At 72.6% G+C, this 19,937-nt stretch carries 20 protein-coding genes; 11 read left to right on the forward strand and 9 right to left on the reverse strand.

What is annotated here, in order from left to right; all coding sequences use genetic code 11:
• Positions 1-582: 582 nt before the first annotated feature.
• The 3 genes from ACX9I7_RS03835 to ACX9I7_RS03845 all read right to left on the reverse strand — a co-directional run bounded on the left by ACX9I7_RS03835 (position 583) and on the right by ACX9I7_RS03845 (position 2,443).
• On the reverse strand, positions 583-798 hold the full coding sequence (locus ACX9I7_RS03835) for a DUF6243 family protein (protein ID WP_459386486.1): 216 nt from the start codon (positions 796-798) through the stop codon (positions 583-585).
• Between the two features lie 317 nt (positions 799-1,115).
• Entirely contained in the window at positions 1,116-1,367 is a 252-nt protein-coding gene (locus ACX9I7_RS03840) for an NUDIX domain-containing protein (protein ID WP_387571499.1), read from the reverse strand.
• A 446-nt stretch (positions 1,368-1,813) separates the two neighbouring features.
• The gene (locus tag ACX9I7_RS03845) at positions 1,814-2,443 is read right to left on the reverse strand and encodes a TetR/AcrR family transcriptional regulator (protein ID WP_387571497.1); all 630 of its coding nucleotides are present in this window, start codon (positions 2,441-2,443) and stop codon (positions 1,814-1,816) included.
• 78 nt (positions 2,444-2,521) lie between these two features.
• Between ACX9I7_RS03845 and ACX9I7_RS03850 the strand changes: the two genes are divergently transcribed.
• Positions 2,522-3,010, forward strand: coding sequence for a DUF1453 domain-containing protein (locus ACX9I7_RS03850; RefSeq protein ID WP_387571494.1), 489 nt, complete (start codon positions 2,522-2,524; stop codon positions 3,008-3,010).
• Positions 3,011-3,043: 33 nt separating this feature from the next.
• On the opposite strand, the gene lysA is transcribed toward ACX9I7_RS03850, so the two are convergent.
• The gene (lysA, locus tag ACX9I7_RS03855; protein ID WP_459386487.1) at positions 3,044-4,420 is read right to left on the reverse strand and encodes a diaminopimelate decarboxylase; all 1,377 of its coding nucleotides are present in this window, start codon (positions 4,418-4,420) and stop codon (positions 3,044-3,046) included.
• Between the two features lie 128 nt (positions 4,421-4,548).
• Positions 4,549-4,956, reverse strand: a complete 408-nt coding sequence (locus tag ACX9I7_RS03860; protein WP_459386488.1) for an SAV_915 family protein — start codon at positions 4,954-4,956, stop codon at positions 4,549-4,551.
• Between the two features lie 515 nt (positions 4,957-5,471).
• Between ACX9I7_RS03860 and ACX9I7_RS03865 the strand changes: the two genes are divergently transcribed.
• A complete protein-coding gene (locus ACX9I7_RS03865; protein ID WP_459386630.1) occupies positions 5,472-7,184 on the forward strand; it encodes an AMP-binding protein in 1,713 nt (570 codons plus the stop codon).
• Positions 7,181-8,827, forward strand: coding sequence for an AMP-binding protein (locus ACX9I7_RS03870; RefSeq protein ID WP_387571487.1), 1,647 nt, complete (start codon positions 7,181-7,183; stop codon positions 8,825-8,827). The genes ACX9I7_RS03865 and ACX9I7_RS03870 overlap by 4 nt, the downstream gene beginning before the upstream one ends.
• 237 nt (positions 8,828-9,064) lie before the next feature.
• On the opposite strand, the gene ACX9I7_RS03875 is transcribed toward ACX9I7_RS03870, so the two are convergent.
• The 4 genes from ACX9I7_RS03875 to ACX9I7_RS03890 all read right to left on the reverse strand — a co-directional run bounded on the left by ACX9I7_RS03875 (position 9,065) and on the right by ACX9I7_RS03890 (position 13,642).
• Positions 9,065-9,823 carry a hypothetical protein gene (locus ACX9I7_RS03875; protein WP_459386489.1) on the reverse strand — a complete coding sequence of 253 codons (759 nt, stop codon included), beginning with the start codon at positions 9,821-9,823 and terminating at the stop codon, positions 9,065-9,067.
• Between the two features lie 158 nt (positions 9,824-9,981).
• Positions 9,982-11,784, reverse strand: coding sequence for a glyoxylate carboligase (gene gcl, locus ACX9I7_RS03880; protein WP_459386490.1), 1,803 nt, complete (start codon positions 11,782-11,784; stop codon positions 9,982-9,984).
• Positions 11,781-12,671 carry a 2-hydroxy-3-oxopropionate reductase gene (locus tag ACX9I7_RS03885; RefSeq protein WP_459386491.1) on the reverse strand — a complete coding sequence of 297 codons (891 nt, stop codon included), beginning with the start codon at positions 12,669-12,671 and terminating at the stop codon, positions 11,781-11,783. The genes gcl and ACX9I7_RS03885 overlap by 4 nt, the downstream gene beginning before the upstream one ends.
• A 122-nt stretch (positions 12,672-12,793) precedes the next feature.
• Positions 12,794-13,642, reverse strand: coding sequence for a TIM barrel protein (locus tag ACX9I7_RS03890; protein ID WP_459386492.1), 849 nt, complete (start codon positions 13,640-13,642; stop codon positions 12,794-12,796).
• A 57-nt stretch (positions 13,643-13,699) separates the two neighbouring features.
• Between ACX9I7_RS03890 and ACX9I7_RS03895 the strand changes: the two genes are divergently transcribed.
• The 8 genes from ACX9I7_RS03895 (at position 13,700) to ACX9I7_RS03930 (ending at position 19,874) form a co-directional block, all read left to right on the forward strand.
• Positions 13,700-13,960, forward strand: a complete 261-nt coding sequence (locus ACX9I7_RS03895) for a thiamine-binding protein (RefSeq protein ID WP_387571476.1) — start codon at positions 13,700-13,702, stop codon at positions 13,958-13,960.
• A 44-nt stretch (positions 13,961-14,004) separates the two neighbouring features.
• Entirely contained in the window at positions 14,005-14,361 is a 357-nt protein-coding gene (locus ACX9I7_RS03900; protein ID WP_459386631.1) for a helix-turn-helix domain-containing protein, read from the forward strand.
• An 83-nt stretch (positions 14,362-14,444) separates the two neighbouring features.
• On the forward strand, positions 14,445-14,981 hold the full coding sequence (locus ACX9I7_RS03905) for a hypothetical protein (protein ID WP_358625419.1): 537 nt from the start codon (positions 14,445-14,447) through the stop codon (positions 14,979-14,981).
• 140 nt (positions 14,982-15,121) lie between these two features.
• Complete coding sequence (uraD, locus tag ACX9I7_RS03910) at positions 15,122-15,652, forward strand: 2-oxo-4-hydroxy-4-carboxy-5-ureidoimidazoline decarboxylase (RefSeq protein ID WP_387571471.1); 531 nt, start codon at positions 15,122-15,124, stop codon at positions 15,650-15,652.
• Positions 15,649-15,999: a hydroxyisourate hydrolase gene (gene uraH, locus ACX9I7_RS03915; RefSeq protein WP_189448697.1), complete on the forward strand. Its 351-nt coding sequence runs from the start codon at positions 15,649-15,651 to the stop codon at positions 15,997-15,999. Before uraD ends, uraH begins: the two co-directional genes overlap by 4 nt.
• A gap of 3 nt (positions 16,000-16,002) precedes the next feature.
• Positions 16,003-16,896, forward strand: a complete 894-nt coding sequence (gene pucL / locus ACX9I7_RS03920) for a factor-independent urate hydroxylase (protein ID WP_459386493.1) — start codon at positions 16,003-16,005, stop codon at positions 16,894-16,896.
• Between the two features lie 21 nt (positions 16,897-16,917).
• Positions 16,918-18,321: an 8-oxoguanine deaminase gene (locus tag ACX9I7_RS03925; protein WP_387571466.1), complete on the forward strand. Its 1,404-nt coding sequence runs from the start codon at positions 16,918-16,920 to the stop codon at positions 18,319-18,321.
• Positions 18,322-18,455: 134 nt separating this feature from the next.
• On the forward strand, positions 18,456-19,874 hold the full coding sequence (locus ACX9I7_RS03930; RefSeq protein ID WP_459386494.1) for a nucleobase:cation symporter-2 family protein: 1,419 nt from the start codon (positions 18,456-18,458) through the stop codon (positions 19,872-19,874).
• Positions 19,875-19,937 lie beyond the last annotated feature (63 nt).

Here is a 19,937-nt window from a genome sequence, read left to right on the forward strand (position 1 = left end):
GGGTTCCGCGACGTGACGGGCGACCGCGTCGACTCCGGGAGGGCGGGCGTGCTGCCTGTTTGTACGGCTGGTCCTCCCCAGCCGCTCCCCAACGGGCCTTCATTCTCCCCAGATTCTCCCCAGAGGGGGCTCCCTCTCAAGGAAGATCGCCGCTGGTCGGGACCGCGATCGGCGTGCCATGACAGGCTACGCAGCGTCATGGCAGAGGGGCAGGTGAAGGTGGGCCCCTGTGCTCCCGGCAGTGCTAGCCGTCGGGCGCGGTGGCTTGTTCACAGGGAGAACAAGCCTTCTTGGATGCCGCGCGACCATCGATCGTTGGGGGGAGAGACCGAGCAGCTGCGCTCGTACCGGCGCTCATGCAGTTTCTCGCGGACGTCGATCTCGCCGTACCTGCGCAGGAACTTCCGGTAGTACTCGCCGGTCCCTCAGCCTCTGAGGGCCATTGCCGTGGCGGCGGCGGATCACCCGCGTCTCAGCCGACCACCCGCGGCAGCCGCAGATTCAGCAGCTCCGTCACCGCCGCCACCCCGAGCTGCACCAGCAGCGTCACCATCAGCGCGTCCGCCCTGCGGCGGCCGTGCGTCAGCTCTGTGCGGCGTCGTCGCTCGCCTGCGCGGCGGCCTCAGCTGCGCGTGCCTTTTCACGCATCTTGCGAACCAGCTCCGCCTTCTGTGCGGCGGCGCCCTGACGGTCGAGGTTGCGGTGCGGACCGTTGTTCTGCCGTTCGGCGCGGGACAGCCTCTTGCGCTGGCCGCCGCCCTGGCCCACGGGGTTGTTGATGTTCTTGCTGTCGGTCACGGGTTCTCCCGGTGGTGATGTGAAGTGATCTACGGATTCATCGGTGGGGGACGGGCGCGGCGACGTCGAGGAACGTCAGCGGGGCCCGTCACGCTCTCACTCGTAAATCGGTGTCTGGAAGAACATGACAAAGACGTTACCTGGTTCCGTCGGCCCCCCGCGCCAAGATTTTCGCCGCTCCGGCGCCGGTCGGGTCTTCGGCGAGCGGCCGGGGCCGGCTCCCCGAGCGGCGCAATTCTCCCCAGCAGGCCCGCTCGATAGAGGCTGGCCATCGGAGACCAGGGGGTAGCCCGTTAGGTGTGCGGTCCGTACAGGCTCTAGCCGACGAGCCAGGGCCTGAGGCCGGCGGCCCTGGGCTCGGGCCGTGTGACTACCTCGCGTGCGACGGTGTCGGCCAGTGATTCGCCGGGTTCGGGACGTCCGCCGACAGGTGTCCAGTAGCCGGGCCAGCAGATGCCTTCGGTGCCGTCGCGGAGGTGGAGCGGGTATTCGGCCCGGCTGTTCGTGATCAGGGCGGATACCCCTGTGCCGGCCTCAATCGCTTCCGCTTGGAGCTGGGTCTCGGTCATCCCGCCATGGTCCACCCCGCGGGTGGGGGGCGGAGCGTCTACGACACGGGACGGCGGTCGCGTCCCGAGGGGACGCGACCGCCGGTGTGGGGATGGGGGAGTGGTCAGGCGGCGGCAGCGGCTTGGCGGCCCCTGCGGGTACGGCAGTGGAAGATCTCCTCGAAGGCCGCGCGGGCGACTTCGGGGGCGATGTAGTGCATGGCCAGCAGGGCGGCGATGACAGTGCCGACGAGGTCGTTGTGCGCCGCCGCACGTGGCCAGGCCCTTCAGGCCGTGGAGGGTGTGCATGGCCTCGTCGGCCTCCTCGGTGGCGTTCGTGGGGCGCGGTGGCGCGTGCCTTTCTGGGGGTGGACCGGTGGTCGGGCATGGTTCGTCTGCCGCGCGTTCGTCTCGGGCTGCGGCGCGGGAGGTGGACGTCCCCGTTCCGCGCTTTCGTCGGTGCGGGGTCAGTCCTTCCCGCCCCGCAACGACCGCAAGTGCAGGCGCAGTACTCGCCGCATGTCGTCGGCTGGGAGTCGGTCCGGGTGGAGGACGGACGTGAGGGTCAGGCCGTCCAGGAGGGCGAGCAGGCGTAGGGCCTCCGTGGGGACGTCGAGGTGTTCGGGGAAGCCGCCGGCGCTTCGGCCCTCGTGCAGGACGCGCTCGATCAGTTCGCGCATGCCGGTGTGGATTCCGTCCGCGCTGGGCCGTAGTTCGGGGCGGACGCGGGCCGCCGTGCAGAAGGCCAGCCACAGGACGGCCTCGTCGTGGCGGGCCTGGTCCAGGGGGAGGAACTCCGCGAGGAGCTCCTCGACGAGCACGGCGCGGTCGCCGCGGCCGTCGGCGGGCGGCGTGGCCAGGAGGCGCTCGGCGTGGTCGCGTACTCGGCCCTCGACGCGGCGGGCGAGTTCCCGCATGGCGAAGAGCATCAGGTCGGAGTGGTCGGCGAAGTAGTGCCGCACGGAACCGACGGCGAGCCCCGCCTCCTGGGCGACGTTGCGCAGCGACGCGTTCTCCAGGCCGTCGCGCCGGGCCACCCGGAACACGGCGTCGGCGACCGCCCGGCGGCGGGCCTCGGGGTCGACGATCTTTGGCATGTTGCCGTTATAGCACGATCGGGCTAAATTCTATTTGGCACGAGTGAGCTATTAAAGTGAGTCATGCGAGGAGTCCTAGTGAACGCCTGGGTGTCTGCCGCCCTCATCGCCGCGGTCGCCGTGGCCGTCGTCGTCAAGCGGCTGCGAGGGGAACCCCTCAACGCCCGCGAGTTGTTCGCCGCCCCGCTGATCCTGACCGGCATCGGCGCGTGGACGCTGTGGAAGGCCGACGGTATCGGCGTCGCGGACGCGTTCTGGGTGGCGGGCGGTGCCCTGCTGGGTGTCTCGCTGGGGGCGGTGCGCGGGCTGACCGTCCAGGTCTTCGAGAAGGAAGGCGTGCTGTGGCAGCGCTACACCGGACGGACGTTCGCGGTGATGGCGGTGTCCGCGTTGATCTCCTTCGGCTTCGGCCTGCTCGCCGGCCGGATGGGCATGCACCCGCAGGCCCGGCCCGTCCAGCTCTCGATCGGCGTCGGCTTCCTGGGCGAGGCGCTGGCGGTGGGAGCGCGCGGGTTGATGACCGGGGTGCCGTTCGCGCCGGAGACCCGGGGCGGTCGACGCCGCTGAACGACGGCGCCCGCCCGGACACCACCCGAGAGCTCAGTCCGACAGCTCGCGGCTCCACAGGTCCGCCGGTGTCTCGCGCCGCACCAGCAGCCGCGCCCGGCCGCCCGTGACGGCCGCCACCGGGGGGCGGCCGACGAGGTTGTACGACGAGGCCATCGACAAGTGGTACGCCCCCGACGCCGGGACCGCGAGGACGTCCCCCGGGCGGACGTCGCCCGGCAGCGGCACGTCCTCCGCCAGCACGTCGCCCGCCTCGCAGTGCCGCCCCACGACCGTCATCGGCCGGGCCGGCGCCGCCCCGGCGCGGCCCGCCAGGCGGACCGTGTAGCGCACCCCGTACAGCGCCGGGCGCGGGTTGTCGCTCATGCCGCCGTCCACGGCGACGAACGTCCGCCCGCCCGAGACCTTCACCGCCAGCACCCGGTACAGCGCCACTCCCGCCGGGCCCGCTATCCAGCGGCCCGGCTCGACGGCGAGCCGGGGGACCGGCAGGTCCACGTGGGCGCAGCGCAGCGCCAGTTCGGCGCCGACGCGTGCCGCGTACTCGGCGGGGTCGAGCGTCGGTTCGCCGTCGCGGTAGGGGATGCCGAAGCCGCCGCCCAGGTCGAGCTCGGGGAACGTCACGCCGTGCACGTCCCGCAGGGCGGACAGGAAGGGCACCAGCTTGCGGACGGCGGCGAGGTACGGGTCGACCGAGGAGATCTGGGAGCCGAGGTGGCAGTGGAGGCCGACGAGTTCCAGCCGGGGCTGGCCCAGGACGCGGGCGACGGCGTCCGCCGCCTCGCCGCCGTCCAGGGACAGCCCGAACTTCTGGCCCTCGACCCCCGTCCGCACCGCCGCGTGGGCTCCGGCCTCGATGCCGGGCACCACGCGCACCAGCACCTTCTGCCGGGCACCGGGCGGCACCAGTGCCGCGAGCCGGGCGATCTCACCGGTGCTGTCGAGGACCACGCGCCCCACGCCCAGCCGCAGCGCGGTCCGCAGGTCGTCGGGGCTCTTGGCGTTGCCGTGGAGGACGACGCGCTCGCCGGGGAAGCCCGCGTGCGCGGCGAGTTCGAGTTCGCCGGCCGAGCAGACGTCGAGGTGGAGCCCCTCCTCCTCGACCCACCGGACCATCGCCCGGGTGAGGAACGCCTTGCCGGCGTAGGCCACGTCGGCGTCCGGCAGTGCCGCGCGCCAGGCTCGGGCACGCGCCCGGACCTCGTCCTCGTCGACGACGTAGGAGGGGGTGCCGAAGCGGTCGGCGAGCTCGGCGAGGGGCACCCCGCCGACGGCCAGCCCGCCCGAGGGCAGGACGCGGGCGGACGCGGGCCACACGGGCCCCGGCCACGCCGGGTCCGACGGACCGGGGCCCGGTACGGGCTCACCGAGCCGCGGGGACAGGGCGGCGGGGGAGAGGGGGAGGGACACGGGTGATCTCCTTCGGGGGAAATCGGTGGGACGCGAGGAGTCAGCCGAAAGGGTCAGCCGAAGGGCCGGCCGGAAGGATCAGCCGGAAGGATCGGCCGAAGGGCCAGCCGAAAGATCAGCCGGAAGGATCAGTCGGCGAAGGGGGGCAGCAGGGGCGCGGCGTCCTCGGTCACCGGCAGCGCGGGGCGCGCCGTCAGCTGCGGGTCGACCGACACCTGCCCGACGCCCAGCGGCGCGGCCAGGGCCTGTACGGCGGGCAGGGACAGGCGGACCGAGGGGACACCCGGCCCCAGACAGTCGGAAAGCCGCCGCCTGCTGGTGAAGGCGACGGCCGTCCGGGCGCCGAGGGGGGTGCGGAAGACCCGTAGGGCGAAGCCCACGGGGCAGGGCCGTACGGGGATGTACAGCGGCCGCGCCGGGCCCGGATGGGAGGGCTCGCCGTCGTCGGCGGGGCGGCTCCCCGCGGTGTCGGGGCGGTCGGGGCGGTTCGCCGCGGCGACGGCCGCGGCCTCGGCGGGAGTACGGCTCAGATGCATGACGATCCTTGGGAAGTTTCGGTGCGGAGGCGTTGGTGAGAAGCGTCGGTGAGGAGACGTCGGTGAGGAACCTCGGTGAGGTGCCTCGGTCACGCTATGCCCGTCCCCCGCCCGGGCGACCGCCTCCTTGACAGCACATTGACCCCACCCGGGAGTCCCTTGACGGCTCGTTTACGCACCGGGAACCGCCCTCGCGCCCCCACGCGCCCTTGCGCCGGTCCGATCCGCCGACGCGCCGCCGTACCGGCTGCCTTACCCGCCCCAGCCATCCCAACCAACCCGCACGTCCCGAGACCGTCGTCCCGGAACCACCGGCTCCGGCCGCCAGGAATCTTTGGAACAATCCGCCCCGCGCGCACCCCCACCGGTCCCGAGTCCCGCCGGGCGCGCACCGGGCCCCTCCGGGGCTGGTCAGACGTGGATCATTGCCGCACGATGCTTACCGGCGGGGGCGGCGAGCCCCGGGCGCTCTGGAGGACGAAGTGACCCTGGAGAACGAAGTGACGGCGACGAACGTGACCGCGACGGACGTGACCGCGAAACCCGGACCGGCGGACGGCTTCCGGGCGGCCCGGGACTTCCTGCTCGCGCACCGCGAGGACTACGCGGCGGCCCGCGAAGGCTTCTCCTGGCCCCGGCCCACCGCCTTCAACTGGGCGCTGGACTGGTTCGACACGATCGCCCGCGACAACGACCGCACCGCCCTGTGGATCGTGGAGGAGGGCGGCCGCGAGGAGAAGCTCTCCTTCGACACGATGCGCCGCCGCTCCGATCGCGTCGCCAACTGGCTGCGCGCGCGGGGCGTACGGGCCGGCGACCGGATCGTCGTCATGCTCGGCAACCAGCGCGAGCTGTGGGAGACCGCCCTGGCGGCCATGAAGCTGCGCGCCGTCGTCATCCCCGCCACCCCGCTGCTGGGCCCGGCCGACCTCGCCGACCGCATCGAGCGCGGCGGGGCCCGCCACGTGCTCGTACGGGCCGAGGACACCGGCAAGTTCACGGACGTCCCCGGCGACTACACCCGTATCGCCGTCGGCGGAGCACCGGAAGACGGCGGCTGGCTCGCGTACGAGGACGCCCATAACGAAGCCGACCACGAAGCCGACGAGGCGTTCGCCCCCGACGGCCCCACCCACGCCGACGACACCCTGCTCCTCTACTTCACCTCGGGCACCACCGCCCGCCCCAAACTCGTCGAGCACACCCACATCTCCTACCCCGTCGGTCACTTGACCACCATGTACTGGATCGGGCTGCGCCCCGGCGACGTCCACCTCAACATCTCCTCGCCCGGCTGGGCCAAGCACGCCTGGTCCAACCTCTTCGCCCCCTGGAACGCCGAGGCCACCGTCTTCGTCCACAACTACACCCGCTTCGACGCGGCCCGTCTCATGGCCGAGATGGACCGCTGCGGGGTGACGAGCTTCTGCGCCCCGCCCACGGTGTGGCGGATGCTCATCCAGGCCGACCTGGGCGCGCTGCGCAACCCGCCGCGCGAGGTCGTGGCCGCCGGCGAGCCCCTGAACCCCGAGGTCATCGAGGCCGTCCGGCGCCACTGGGGCCGGACCATCCGCGACGGCTTCGGGCAGACCGAGACCACCGTCCAGATCGCCAACCCGCCCGGCCAGCCCCTGAAGCCCGGCTCCATGGGCCGCCCCAGCCCCGGCTTCACCGTCGTCCTCCTCGACCCGCGCACCGGAGAGCCCGCCGACGAGGGCGAGATCGCCCTCGACCTGCGCGACCGCCCCGTCGGCCTGATGACCGGGTACGCGGGCGACCCCGAGCGCACCGCCGAGGTCATGGCGGACGGCTACTACCGCACCGGTGACATCGCCGCACGGGACGAAGAGGGATATCTCACTTATATCGGGCGCGCCGACGACGTCTTCAAATCCAGCGACTACAAGATCAGCCCATTCGAGCTGGAGAGCGCCCTCCTGGAGCACGAGGCCGTCGCCGAGGCCGCCGTCGTCCCCGCCCCCGACCCGCTGCGGCTGGCCGTGCCCAAGGCGTACGTCGTCCTCGCCGCCGGCTGGGAGCCCGGCCCGGACACCGCCAAGGCCCTCTTCGCCCACTCGCGCGCCGTGCTGGCCCCCTACAAGCGCGTCCGCCGGCTGGAGTTCGCCGAGCTGCCCAAGACCGTGTCCGGCAAGATCCGCCGCATCGAACTGCGCGAACACACCGCGAAGGGCGGCGGGACCGAGTACCGAGAGGAAGACCACCGGTGACCACACCCTCCCCCTCCCACACGGCAGGCCCCGTCGACACCCCGCTGCGCGAGGAGACCATCGGCGCCAACCTCGCCCGCACCGTCGCGCTCTTCGGCGACCGCGAGGCGCTCGTCGACGTCCAGGGCGGCCGCCGCTGGACCTACGAGGAGTTCGGCAGGGCGGTGGAGGAGGTCGCCCTGGGACTGCTCGCCAAGGGCGTGGCCAAGGGCGACCGCGTGGGCATCTGGGCCGTCAACTGTCCCGAGTGGGTCATGGTCCAGTACGCCACCGCCCGCATCGGCGCGATCATGGTCAACGTCAACCCGGCCTACCGCGTCCACGAACTGGCCTACGTCCTGCGCCAGGCCGGGATCAGCATCCTCGTCTCCTCCGTCGAGTACAAGACGAGCGACTACCGCCGCATGGTCGAACAGGTCCGCGGCCGCTGCCCGGCGCTGCGCGACGTCGTCTACATCGACGACCCCACCTGGACCGGCCTCGTCCGCGTCGGCCAGGGCGTCGACCCCGCCCGGCTCGCCGCCCGCGAAGCCCTGCTGAGCTGCGACGACCCCGTCAACATCCAGTACACCTCGGGCACCACCGGCTTCGCCAAGGGCGCCACCCTCTCCCACCGCAACATCCTCAACAACGGCTACTTCGTGGGCGAGGGCCTCGGCTACACCGAGCAGGACCGCATCGCCCTGCCCGTGCCCTTCTACCACTGCTTCGGCATGGTCATGGGCAACCTCGCGGCCACCTCCCACGGCGCCTGCGTCGTCATCCCGGCCCCCACCTTCGACGCCACCGCCACCCTCCACGCCGTCGAACGCGAGCGCTGCACCTCGCTCTACGGCGTCCCCACCATGTTCATCGCCGAACTCGGCCTGCCCGACTTCGCCACCTACGACCTCGGCTCGCTGCGCACCGGCATCATGGCGGGCTCGCCCTGCCCGGAGGAGGTGATGAAGCGCGTCGTGACGGAGATGCACATGTCCGAGGTCGCCATCTGCTACGGGATGACGGAGACCTCCCCGGTCTCCACCCAGACCCGGCGCGACGACGACCTGGCGCGCCGCACCGGCACGGTCGGACGGGTGCTGCCGCACATCGAAGTGAAGATCACCGACCCGGCCGACGGCACCACCGTGCCGCGCGGCGAGCCCGGCGAACTGTGCACCCGCGGCTACTCGGTGATGCTCGGCTACTGGGACGACCCCGAGCGCACCGCCGAGGTCGTCGACGCCGACCGGTGGATGCACACCGGCGACCTCGCGGTGATGGACGAGGACGGCTGCGTCCGGATCGTCGGCCGCATCAAGGACATGATCATCAGGGGTGGGGAGAACGTCTACCCGCGCGAGATCGAGGAGTTCCTCCACACCCACCCCAAGATCTCCGACGTCCAGGTCATCGGCGTCCCCGACGAGAAGTTCGGCGAGGAGATCATGGCCTGCGTCATCCTGCGCGACCCCGCCGACACCCTCACGCGCGACGAGCTCGCCCGCTACTGCCGGGGCCGGCTCGCGCACTACAAGGTGCCGCGCCATCTGCGGCTGATGGACGCCTTCCCCATGACCGTCAGCGGCAAGGTGCGGAAGGTGGAGCTGAGGGAGGAGGCCGCCGCGCTGCTCGACGGCGCGGGCGTCGCCGTACGGGGCTGACGGATGAGATGAGTGACGGACGGACGGGGCGGGCCGCGTACGGTGGCCCGCCCCGTCGTTCCCCCCGTTCCCCCGTATCCCCCGTTCCCCCGTGAACGGTCTCTTGCTCCCCCGATATTCCCCCGTGGCCGGGCCGGCGGTCCCCCGTGTCTCGCGGGCCCTGCGCACAGTCTCCGCCCTGTCACGCCCAAGTCGCCATGGTGGGCGGTCAGTTCAGAGGAAGAATTGAGCTTCGGGTCACCTCCTGCCGCGCCGCACCAGTTCGTCGGCCCACTCGTTGAGGGGCTGCGGAGTGCCGGTGAGGTCCATCACGAACAGCGGGAGCCGCAGGTCGTCCGCCCGGCAGCGGGCGTCCCGGGCGTAGCCCGCCAGGGAGAAGCAGACGCTCGTCGCGGAGTCCAGCAGGCCGTACAGCCACAGGCACTCGATGTCGCGCAGGGTGGTCGGCAGGGTCGTGGGGTCGACGCGGGCGACGACGCCGGTGGCGCACAGGTCCACGCCGCTCGCCGCGGGCGCCGGGCAGTTGCCGGGGCGGCGTACGTCCGGGAAGCCCAGCCAGCGCAGATAGCGTTCGGCGGACATCACCGCGTCCCGCTCGGTACGGATGGCCACCGGCCGGAACGGCGGCTTCGAGATGGCGCGGGGGCGCGGAGGGGCATCGGAGGGCGCCTCGGGCGCTGCCTCCTCCGGGCCCGTCGCGCCCTTGACGTCCTCGGGGATCTCCGCGGCGTCGCGCGGCGGCAGGACGGGCAGCCGGACGACCGTCCCGCAGGAACAGCCCAGTTCGGGCCGGGGCCACTGGCCCTGGCGGTCGCAGGAGGGGCAGCGCACCGCCACCCAGGAGTCGCGCCAGGTGCGGTGGGCGAGTAACTCGGGGCTGGCGTCGGGCGGTACCGGCAGCGTCAGCGGGGTGCCGCAGGCGCAGGGGAAGGTGGGCGGGGTGAAGGAGTGCTCCCGGTGACACGTGGGGCAGTGCACCGGCACGCTCTTGGCCATCTTCGGCTCCAGCGTAGGGTCCGTAGGGGATGTGGGACCCCATCGTCCACGATGTGGGCGCGGCGGGGGAGCGAATCGGCAAGGCGGGCGCGGGAGAGTGCTCCGGGCGGCGCCGCCGGGGCGCGAACGGAATGGATGCCGGCGCCACCGCCCGGAGGTCAGGGGAGTGGAGCAGGAGGCACGGGTGAAGCCGGGAGATCCCCCTGGGGGATCGGCTCGAACTCCTGAACGGCGTCGATGTTCACGCCGTGCGGTGTGTTCGCCTCCCGCTCGATCATGATCTCGACGAGGACGGGCCGGGAAGTGGCGACCGCCTCCTTGCGGGCCCATTCGATCGCCGGACGGATGTCCGCCGGCTCGACGACACGCCGCCCCGAACAGCCGTAGGCCTCCATCAGTTTGACGTTGTCGGTGCCGGTCTCGTCGTAGTGGACGTCCACCTGGTAGTTCATCCCGTAGCCGATGGACGCCTGCCGGATCAGGCCCAGGTACTCGTTGTTGAGCATGATCAGGACGAACGGGACGCCGTACTGCGCCGCGACGGCCAGCTCCTCCGCCGTGTACTGGAAGCCGTAGTCCCCGACGACGCCCACCACCTCGGTGGCGCCCCGCCCCATGCCCTCCAGCGCCTTCTTCGCCCCGATCGCCGCCGGGACCTCCCAGCCCAGTGGGCCCGCCTGGCCGCACACCTGGTAGTGGCGGGGCCGGTGGGCCTTCTGATGCTGGCCGCCCCAGATCTGGTACAGACCGATGGCGGTGAGGAAATAGGTGTCCTCGCCGAAGATCTCGTTGATCTCCTTGTAGACGCGGGGGGCCTTCACCGGGACGGTGTCGAAGTCCTCCCGCCGGACGAGGGTCCGCTTGAGCAGCCGGCAGCGCTCCCGCCACGGCTGCCACGACTGCCAGGGATGCCCCGGCTGCCCCGGTTGCCCGGGGCCGGTGTCCGCCCGCGCCCCGCGCCGCCGGGCGGCGGCCAGCAGGGCCGCGAGGAATTCCTTCGCGTCCGAGACGACGCCCAGGTCCGGCGCGACGACCCTGCCCAGCTGCGTGGGCTCGACGTCCACCTGGACGAAGGTCCGCCCGCCCCGGTAGACGTCCAGGTCCGCCCCCGTGTGCCGGTCGCCGAAACGGGCGCCCACGGCGAGCACGAAATCCGCCTCCAGGAAGGAGGCGTTGGCGTACCGCTGCGAGGTCTGGATGCCCGTGGTGCCCATGTGGAGCTCGTGGTCGTCCTCGACGGCCCCCTTGCCCATCAGCGTCACCTGGAACGGCACGCCCAGCAGCTCCACCAGCGCGCGCAGCTCGTCCGCCGCCCCGGCCAGGACCACCCCGCCGCCCGCCAGCACCAGCGGCCGCTCGGCCGCCAGCAGCAGATCCAGGGCGGCCTCGACACTCGGCGGGTGCGGCGCCGGGACGCGGACGGGGAGCCGGGTGTCGGTGGCCGCGTCGTAGCGGATCTCACGCCGGGCGATGTCGACCGGAATGTCGATCAGCACCGGCCCCGGCCGCCCCTCGCGCGCGATCCGGAACGCCTCCCGGAACACCCAGGGGATCTGCGCGGCCTCCGTGATCCGCACCGCCCACTTGGTGACGGGACGGACGATCCCCACGATGTCGACCGCCTGGAACGCCTCCTGGTGGAGCTTGGTGGAGACCGCCTGGCCGGTGACGCAGACCATGGGGATCGAGTCGGCGAAGGCCGTGTACAGCCCGGTGACGAGATTGGTGCCCCCGGGCCCGGAGGTCGCCAGCGCCACCCCGACCCGGCCGTTGGTGCGGGCCCACCCGTCGGCCATGTGCGCGGCGCCCGCCTCGTGGCGGACGATCAGGTGCTCGATGCCGCCGACGGTCTCCAGTGCCTTGTACAGCGGCAGGATCGCGGCGCCGGGGCAGCCGAAGACGATGTCGACGCCCTCGTCCTTGAGGATCCGCACGACGGCGTGCATGGCGGGAACCTTCATGAGGCGGCTCCCGACAGCCGCTCGACGCCCCGGAGCAGGGCCGAGTGGTCGAGCGCCCCGTCGCCCTGCTCCCGGGCGGCGGCCACGAGCGTGGCCACCAGGGTTCCCAGCGGCAGCGCGGCGCCGACCTCGCGGGCGGCGGCGGTGACGATGCCCATGTCCTTGTGGTGCAGTTCGATCCGGAACCCCGGCGGGTACTCGCGGCTGAGGAAGTTCTCCCGCTTCCGGGCGAGCACGGCGGAGGCGGCGAGCCCGCCGCCGAGGACGTCCAGCGCGGCGACGAGGTCCACGCCGGACTTCTCCAGGAAGACGACGGCCTCGGCGCACGCCTGGATGTTGGCGGCGACGATCAGCTGGTTGGCGGCCTTGACGGTCTGCCCGGCGCCGTGGGGGCCGCAGTGCACGACGGTCGTGCCCAGCGCGCGCAGCAGGGGCGCGGCCTCCTCGAAGTCGGCCCGCTCGCCACCACACATGACGGACAGCGTGCCTTCGACAGCGCCGGCCTCACCGCCGGAGACGGGCGCGTCGAGGGCCCGTATGCCACGAGCGGCCGCCTCGGCGGCGAGCGCGGCGGAGGTGCGGGGGCTGATCGAGGACATGTCGATGAACAGCGTGCCGGGACGGGCGTGGGCGAGGACGCCGTCGTCGCCCCGGGCGACGGCGACGACCTCGCGGTCGGCGGGCAGCATCGTGACGACGACGTCGGCGCCGGCGACGGCTTCCCGCACGGAGGCGGCGGGGGTGCCGCCGGCGGTGGCGAGGCGGGCGAGCTTGTGGGGTTCGAGGGTGTGGCCGGTGACGGGGTACCCGGCCTTGAGGAGGTTCTCGGCCATGGGGGAGCCCATGATGCCGAGGCCTATCCAGGCGATGCGGGGGAGGGTTGGCATGGGTCGTTTCCCTTCGGGGTGGTTGGCAGACGCCGATGGGGTGCGAGGGGGCGGAGCCCCCTCGGAAACTGGGGGCACCTCCCAGCGGTAGCTGGGGGAGAAAGGGCGGGGCTGGGGCAGAGTCAACGTCCGGCGAGCCAGCCGAAGGCGTTCGCGCTGGGCCCGTCGGCCCGGTACTCGAGCCCGACCGGCCCGCCGTACCCGGCCTCACGCAGCCGCGGCAGCAACGCCGCGAAGTCCAGCGCCCCCGTCCCCGGCGCCCCCCGCCCCGGCACGTCCGCGATCTGGACGTGCCCCGCCCGCCCCGCGTACCGGTCGACGACCTCCCGGACGTCCGCCCCGCCCATGGCCACGTGGTACAGGTCCAGCAGCAGCCGCGCGTTCCCCAGCCCCGTCGCCGCGTCGACCTTGCCTGTGACCTCGGCGGCTGACGCCACGTCCGTCAGCGGATACCCCGGTGATTCCACGGCGTTGAGCGCCTCGATCAGCAGGATCGCCCCCACCCGGTCCGCCGCCCGCGCCGCGTACGCGAGGTTCTCCAGCGCCAGGGCGTCCTGAACGCCGGGGGCCACCCCGTCGACGCGGTTGCCGTACAGCGCGTTGAGCGCCCGGCAGCCCACCGACGCGGCGAAACCGGCGGCGACGTCGACGTTCGCACGGAAGCGCGCGGACTCCTCACCGGGCACGGAGAGCGCACCCCGGTCCGGTCCTGGCAGTCGGCCGGCGTAGAAGTTGAGGGCGACCAAACGGGTTCCGGCGGCGTCCAACGCCGCGCGCAGCGCCGCGAGTTCCGCCTCGGGCGGCTCCGGGTCGTCCGGCCAGGGCCACCACAGCTCCACCTCCGCGAACCCGGCCGCCGAGGCGGCGGCGGGCCGGGCGAGCAGCGGCAGTTCGGTGAAGAGGATGGACAGGTTCACATCGAAGCGCGACCCGGAGCCGCCATATTCCGTATTACGGAAAGAAACTTCCATGACAAGGAAGGCTGCTCCCGCCCACCGGCCCTGTCAAGGGCCCGGTACGTTGACGGTGTGCGATTGAGAGTGGAGTTCACGACCGAGCCGTTCGATCTCGACGAGCCCCCGCCCCACGCCACGGCGGCCCGGGACGTCGTCCAGGCAGCGGAGTTGGACACCGTCGACGTCGGCCCGTTCGGCAACACCGTCGAGGGCCGGGCCGACTCCGTGCTCGCGACGCTGGACACCCTGCTGCGCGCCTCCCTGGAGGCGGGTGCCACCCGCGTGTCGCTGCAGGTCAACGTCCTTGACGCGGAGGGCGGGGACGGCCCGTGAGCGAGGACGCCTTCCGCGCCGCCGTCAGGCCGCTCGTGGACGCCATGGGCGGCCGGCTGCTCGACCCCGAGGAGGCCGAGGGCGACGACGTCGTCCTCCGCTGGGAGGGCCGCCCGGTCGTGGCCGTGCGCCTCCCGCACCTCGCGGACTCGCTGGAGAGCATCCTCGCCGACCTCGAACGCCGGCACGGTGTGCCGCTCGCCGAACTCGACCGCAGGACCAAGCAGTCGGTCGTACGGAATCTGGAGGCGCGCGGCGCCTTCGCGCTGCGGCACGGCGTCGAGACGGTCGCCGCCGCGCTCGGCGTCAGCCGGTTCACCATCTACAACTACCTGAACCGCGAACGGGACGCGGCCGATCGTGTCCGCCCCCGGTCGGACGAGGGCTCCGCCGGACGGTGATCGCGACGGTCCCGTAGGGGGACGTCAATCGTGGGGCATCCGGCGAGCCTTGAGGGTGACGCCCACGCCGCCCAGGAGATGACATGCCCCCCACGACGACATCGCCCGCCCCCGCCTTCCCTCCTGTGCCGCGCCGGCTGGACCGGACGGCGCGAGCCGTGCCGCTGGTCGTCCTGCCGTCGGGGCTGTGGCGGATGGCCATGGCCGTGGGGGTGCCCGTGGGCTTCAGCGGGCAGCTCGCGGAGGACTGGCGGCCCGGCCTGGAGACCACCTCCTACATCACCCTGCTGACCCTCGTCGTCGAACTCCTCGCCTTCCTGACGCTCGGCCTGGTCAGGCCCTGGGGCGAGCGGACGCCGCGATGGCTCCCGCTCCTGGGCGGCAGACACGTCCCGGTGTGGGCGGCGGTCGTGCCGGCGGCGCTGGGGGCGCTCGCGGTCACGGCCTGCGTGATGCCGATGTTCTGGGGCCACCTGCCCGGCTCGGCGGGCGGCGCCGAAGGCCCCCACGGCGCGGCCGCATGGATCATGAACGCCTGCTATCTGCCCCTCCTGCTCTGGGGGCCGCTGCTCGCCGTCGTCACCGTCGCCTACGCCCGTCGGCGCCTGCGCGCGGCCTGACCGGCACCGGAGTTGGCGCCGACGCCGACCCCGGTACGGGACGCGAACGGTTCTTCAACAAACTGTTGACGCGCGTTCGCCGGAGGCGTTAGCTATGCGCAGCTCATCCGAGTGCGGCGAGAAGCGCCACGGAGGTTCCCGTGACTTCGAGTTCCACACCGGGGCTCACCCGGTTCAACACGGCCGAGGACGACACCGCGCGGGCCGCGCTGCGCGCGATCTGCGCCAGTGCCGCGTGGGCCGAGGAGATCCTCGCCCGGCGGCCCTACCGCGACGCCGGGGAACTGCTGGCCGCCAGCGACACGGCCGTCGCCCGGCTCACGCCGGCCGACCTGGCCGAGGCCATGGCCGCGCACCCGCCCATCGGCCGCCCCCGGCCGGGCGACCCGGTCTCCGCCCGGGAACAGCGCGGCATGGCGGGCGCCACCGACCGGCTCAAGGCCGAGATGCTCGAACTCAACCTCGCCTACCAGGAGAAGTTCGGGCACGTCTTCCTCATCTGCGCCACCGGCCTCACCGCCGAACAGATGCGTGACTCCGTCCGTAACAGGATCGACAACCCCCCGGAACGCGAGCGCGAGATCGTCCGTGAGGAACTGGGCAGGATCAACCGCGTCCGGCTGGCCCGGCTCGCCGTCCGCCCCGAGACCGAAGGAACGTCCCGGCCATGAGCGACAGCACGGTCTCGACCCACGTCCTCGACACCGGCGCGGGCCGCCCCGCCGCCGGCGTCGGCGTGGAACTGGCCGTACGCGGCGGCGCGGACGGCGAGTGGGCCGTGCTCGGCACGGCCCGCACCGACGCGGACGGGCGCTGCGCCGCCCTCCCCGCGCTGCCGCCCGCCGCCGCGCACGTCCGGCTGCGCTTCGACGTGGCACCGCATCTGTCCGCCGGTTCCGCCGCCGGGGCGGCGTTCTTCCCCGAGGTGACGGTCGCCTTCGCGGTGTCGCCCGGCGAGCACCACCACGTTCCGCTGCTGCTCAGCCCGTTCGGATACTCCGTATACCGAGGGAGTTAGCCCGTGATCCTGGGTCAGAACCAGTACGGCAAGGCCGAGAACCGCATCGTACGGATCACCCGTGAGGGAAGCACCCACCACATCAAGGACCTCAACGTCTCCGTCGCGCTCACCGGCGACATGACGGACGTCCACCTCTCCGGCTCCAACGCCAACGTCCTGACCACCGACACCACCAAGAACACCGTCTTCGCCTTCGCCAAGGAGCACGGCATCGCCTCGGCCGAGGAGTTCGGCATCCTCCTCGCCCGTCACTTCGTCACCGGCCTGCCCACGATCCACAGCGCCCGGATCCGCATCGAGGAATACGCGTGGGAACGGATAGAGACCCCCGGCCCGAAGCGGCACTCCTTCGTCCGTGAGGGCCGGGAGACCCGTACCGCCCAGATCCGCTTCGACGGCACCGCCTGGGAGATCGTCTCCGGCCTCAAGGACCTGACCGTCCTGAACTCCACCGACTCCGAGTTCACGGGCTACGTCAAGGACCGCTACACCACCCTCCCCGAGACCCGCGACCGCGTCCTCGCCACCCAGGTGCACGCCTGCTGGCGCCACTCCGGCCACTCCACTCACTCCACCCCCGAAGCGGACTGGGATCACTCCTACCGGCAGGCCCGCGAGCACCTCCTGGCGGCCTTCGCCGACACGTACTCGCTCTCCCTCCAGCAGACCCTCTACCGCATGGGCTCCCGTGTCATCGAGAAGTGCCCCGGCATCGAGGAGATCCGGCTGTCCCTCCCCAACCGGCACCACTTCCTCGTCGACCTCGAACCCTTCGGCCTCAAGAACGACAACGAGGTCTACTACGCGGCCGACCGCCCGTACGGCCTCATCGAGGCGACCATCCTGCGTGACGGCGCCGAGCCCCGGATACCGGTGGACATGACGAACCTCTAGGACCCGTAAGGACATACGCTCATGACGGAACCCCCACCCTCCGTATCCCCCATACCCGAGTCACGCGTCGTCATAGAGAACTGCGCCGTCGCGACCGTCGACGCCGACGACACCGAATACGCCTCCGGTCACATCGTCGTCGCCGGCAACCTCATCGAGGCCGTCGGCCCCGGACCGGCCCCCGCCGGGCTGACCCGCGTCGTCCGCCGTGTCGACGGCACCGGCCACCTCGCCACCCCCGGCCTGGTCAACACCCACCACCACTTCTACCAGTGGCTCACCCGGGGCCTCGCCCAGAACTCCCACCTCTTCGACTGGCTCGTCACCCTCTACCCCGTCTGGGCGCGCATCGACGAGCCCATGGTCCACGCCGCCGCGCGCGGTTCGCTGGCCATGATGGTCCGCGGCGGCGTCACCACCGCCATGGACCACCACTACGTCTTCCCACGCGGCGCGGGCGACCTCCTCGGCGCGGAGATCCGCGCCGCCCGCGAGATGGGCGTACGGTTCAGCCCCACCCGGGGCTCCATGGACCTCGGCGAGTCGGCGGGCGGACTGCCGCCCGACTTCGCCGTCGAGACCACCGAGGCGGCGCTCCGCGCCACCGAGGAGGCCATCGACACCCACCACGACCCGTCGTTCGGCTCGATGCTGCGCGTCGGCGTCGCCCCCTGCTCACCGTTCTCCGTCTCCACCGAACTCCTCCGCGAGGCCGCCGAGCTCGCCCGCCGCAAGGGGGTGCGCCTCCACACCCACGGCTCGGAGACCGTGGAGGAGGAGCGGTTCTGCAAGGAGAAGTTCGGCATGGGCCCCACGGACTACCTCGCGTCCACGGGCTGGCTCGGCGAGGACGTGTGGATGGCCCACTGCATCCACATGAACGACGCCGACATCGCCGCCTTCGCCCGCACCGGCACCGGCGTGGCGCACTGCCCCTCCTCCAACGCCCGGATCGCCGCCGGCACCGCCCCCGTCCCCGCGCTGCTGAAGGCCGGCGTCCCCGTCGGCCTCGGCGTGGACGGCACGGCCTCCAACGAGACCGGCGAACTCCACACGGAGCTGCGCAACGCCCTCCTCGTCCACCGGCTCGCGGGCGGCGAGAACGCCCTGAACGTCCGGCAGGCGCTGCGGCTGGGCACCTACGGCGGCGCCCGGGTGCTGGGCCGGGCGGCGGAGATCGGCTCGCTGGAGCCGGGCAAGCTCGCCGACCTCGTCCTGTGGAAGCTCGACGGCCTCGGCCACTCCACCATCGCCGACCCGGTCGCCGCCCTCGTCCTCGGGGCGCCCGCGCCCGTCACCCTCTCGCTCGTGGACGGCAGACCGGTCGTCGAGGACGGCCGCCTGGTCACCGCCGACGAGGACACCATCGCCCGCGAGGCCCGCGACGAGGCCCGCCGCCTGGCCCGCATCGCGGCCGACGCCTGACGGCCCGGCCCCGGCGAGGACCGTTCGCGCGAGCCGCCCGCCGAGGGGGACGGCCCTCGGCGGGCCGGACCGGGGCACGGGGCACCGCCCCGCGCCCCGGTCCTTTCATCCCCCACCACACCGGAGGAACAGCCGTGACCGCAGAGCCCGGCGCCACCGAGCGGCCCGACCGGGAACCGGAGGAGGACGACGACCTGGAGCGGGGCGGGGCGGGCACGGGCGTCCACCCCGCCCCACCCGTCCACCCCGTCGACCAGGTTCCCGCCCCCGGCCGGCTGCTGGCCGGCGGCTTCCAGCACGTGGCCGCCAGCTACGCCGGGGTGGTCGCCCCGCCGCTCGTCCTCGGCGCGGCCCTGCGCCTCCCGCCGAAGGAGATCACCTTCCTGGTGGGGGCGGCCCTCTTCACGGCCGGCATCGCGACCCTCCTCCAGACGATCGGCTTCTGGAACGTCGGGGCGAGAATGCCGTTCGTCAACGGCGTCTCGTTCGCGGGCGTCGCCCCCATGCTCGCCGTCGCCGACGCCCGCGCGGGCCACGGGGACGCGCTGCCCGTCATCCACGGCGCCGTCATCGTCGCCGGAGTCCTGGGCTTTCTGCTGGCCCCCTCCTTCTGCCGGCTCGTGCGGTTCTTCCCACCCGTCGTCAGCGGCACGGTCATCACCCTCATCGGGATCACCCTGCTGCCCGTCTCCTTCGGCTGGATCCAGGGCGGCCGCCCCGACCGGCCCGCCTCGCTGACCAATCTGGCCCTGGCCGGGGCGACGCTGGCGACCGTGCTCGTCCTGCGCCGGCTCCTCAGCGGTTTCCTGCGCCAGATCGCCATCCTGCTGGGGATCGTCGCGGGCACGCTGATAGCCGTCCCCACCGGCGTCGTCGACACCTCCGCCACCCGGCACGCCGCCCTCGTCGGCTTCCCCACCCCCTTCCACTTCGGCCACCCCGTCTTCGAGGTGCCGGCGATCGTCTCCATGTGCGTCGTGATGCTGGTCTGCATGACCGAGAGCACCGCCGACATGCTCGCGCTCGGCGCGATCGTCGGCCGCCGGGCCGACGAGAAGGTCATCGCCGCGGGCCTGCGCGCCGACACCCTGGGCAGCGCCGTCAGCCCGTTCTTCAACGGCTTCGCCAACAGCGCGTTCGCCCAGAACATCGGCCTGGTCGCCATCACCCGCGTCCGCAGCCGCTACACCGTGGCGGCCTGCGGGCTGTTCTTCGTCCTGCTCGGCCTGAGCCCCGTCTTCGCCTCCCTCATCGCCCTCGTGCCCCAGCCGGTCCTCGGCGGCGCGGGCATCGTGCTCTTCGGCACCGTCGCCGCCAGCGGCATCGACGTGCTCCGCACGGCGGGCCTCGACCAGGGCGACAACCTGCTGATCGCCGCCGCCTCCCTCGGCATGGGCCTGATCCCGGTCGTCTCCCGGGCCTTCTACGACAACACCGCGATCCCCGAGACCCTGAAGATCATCCTGAACTCGGGGGTCAGCGCCGGCTGCCTGACGGCGGTGCTGCTGAACCTCGCGTTCAACCACGTGGGGCGCGGCCGACGGACACCGTGAGGTCTGCGCGCCTCAGCCACCCGGACGCGGCCGTACGTCACAATCCCGACAAAGACCCCAAGG

This window comes from Streptomyces sp. L500 (assembly GCF_054551825.1).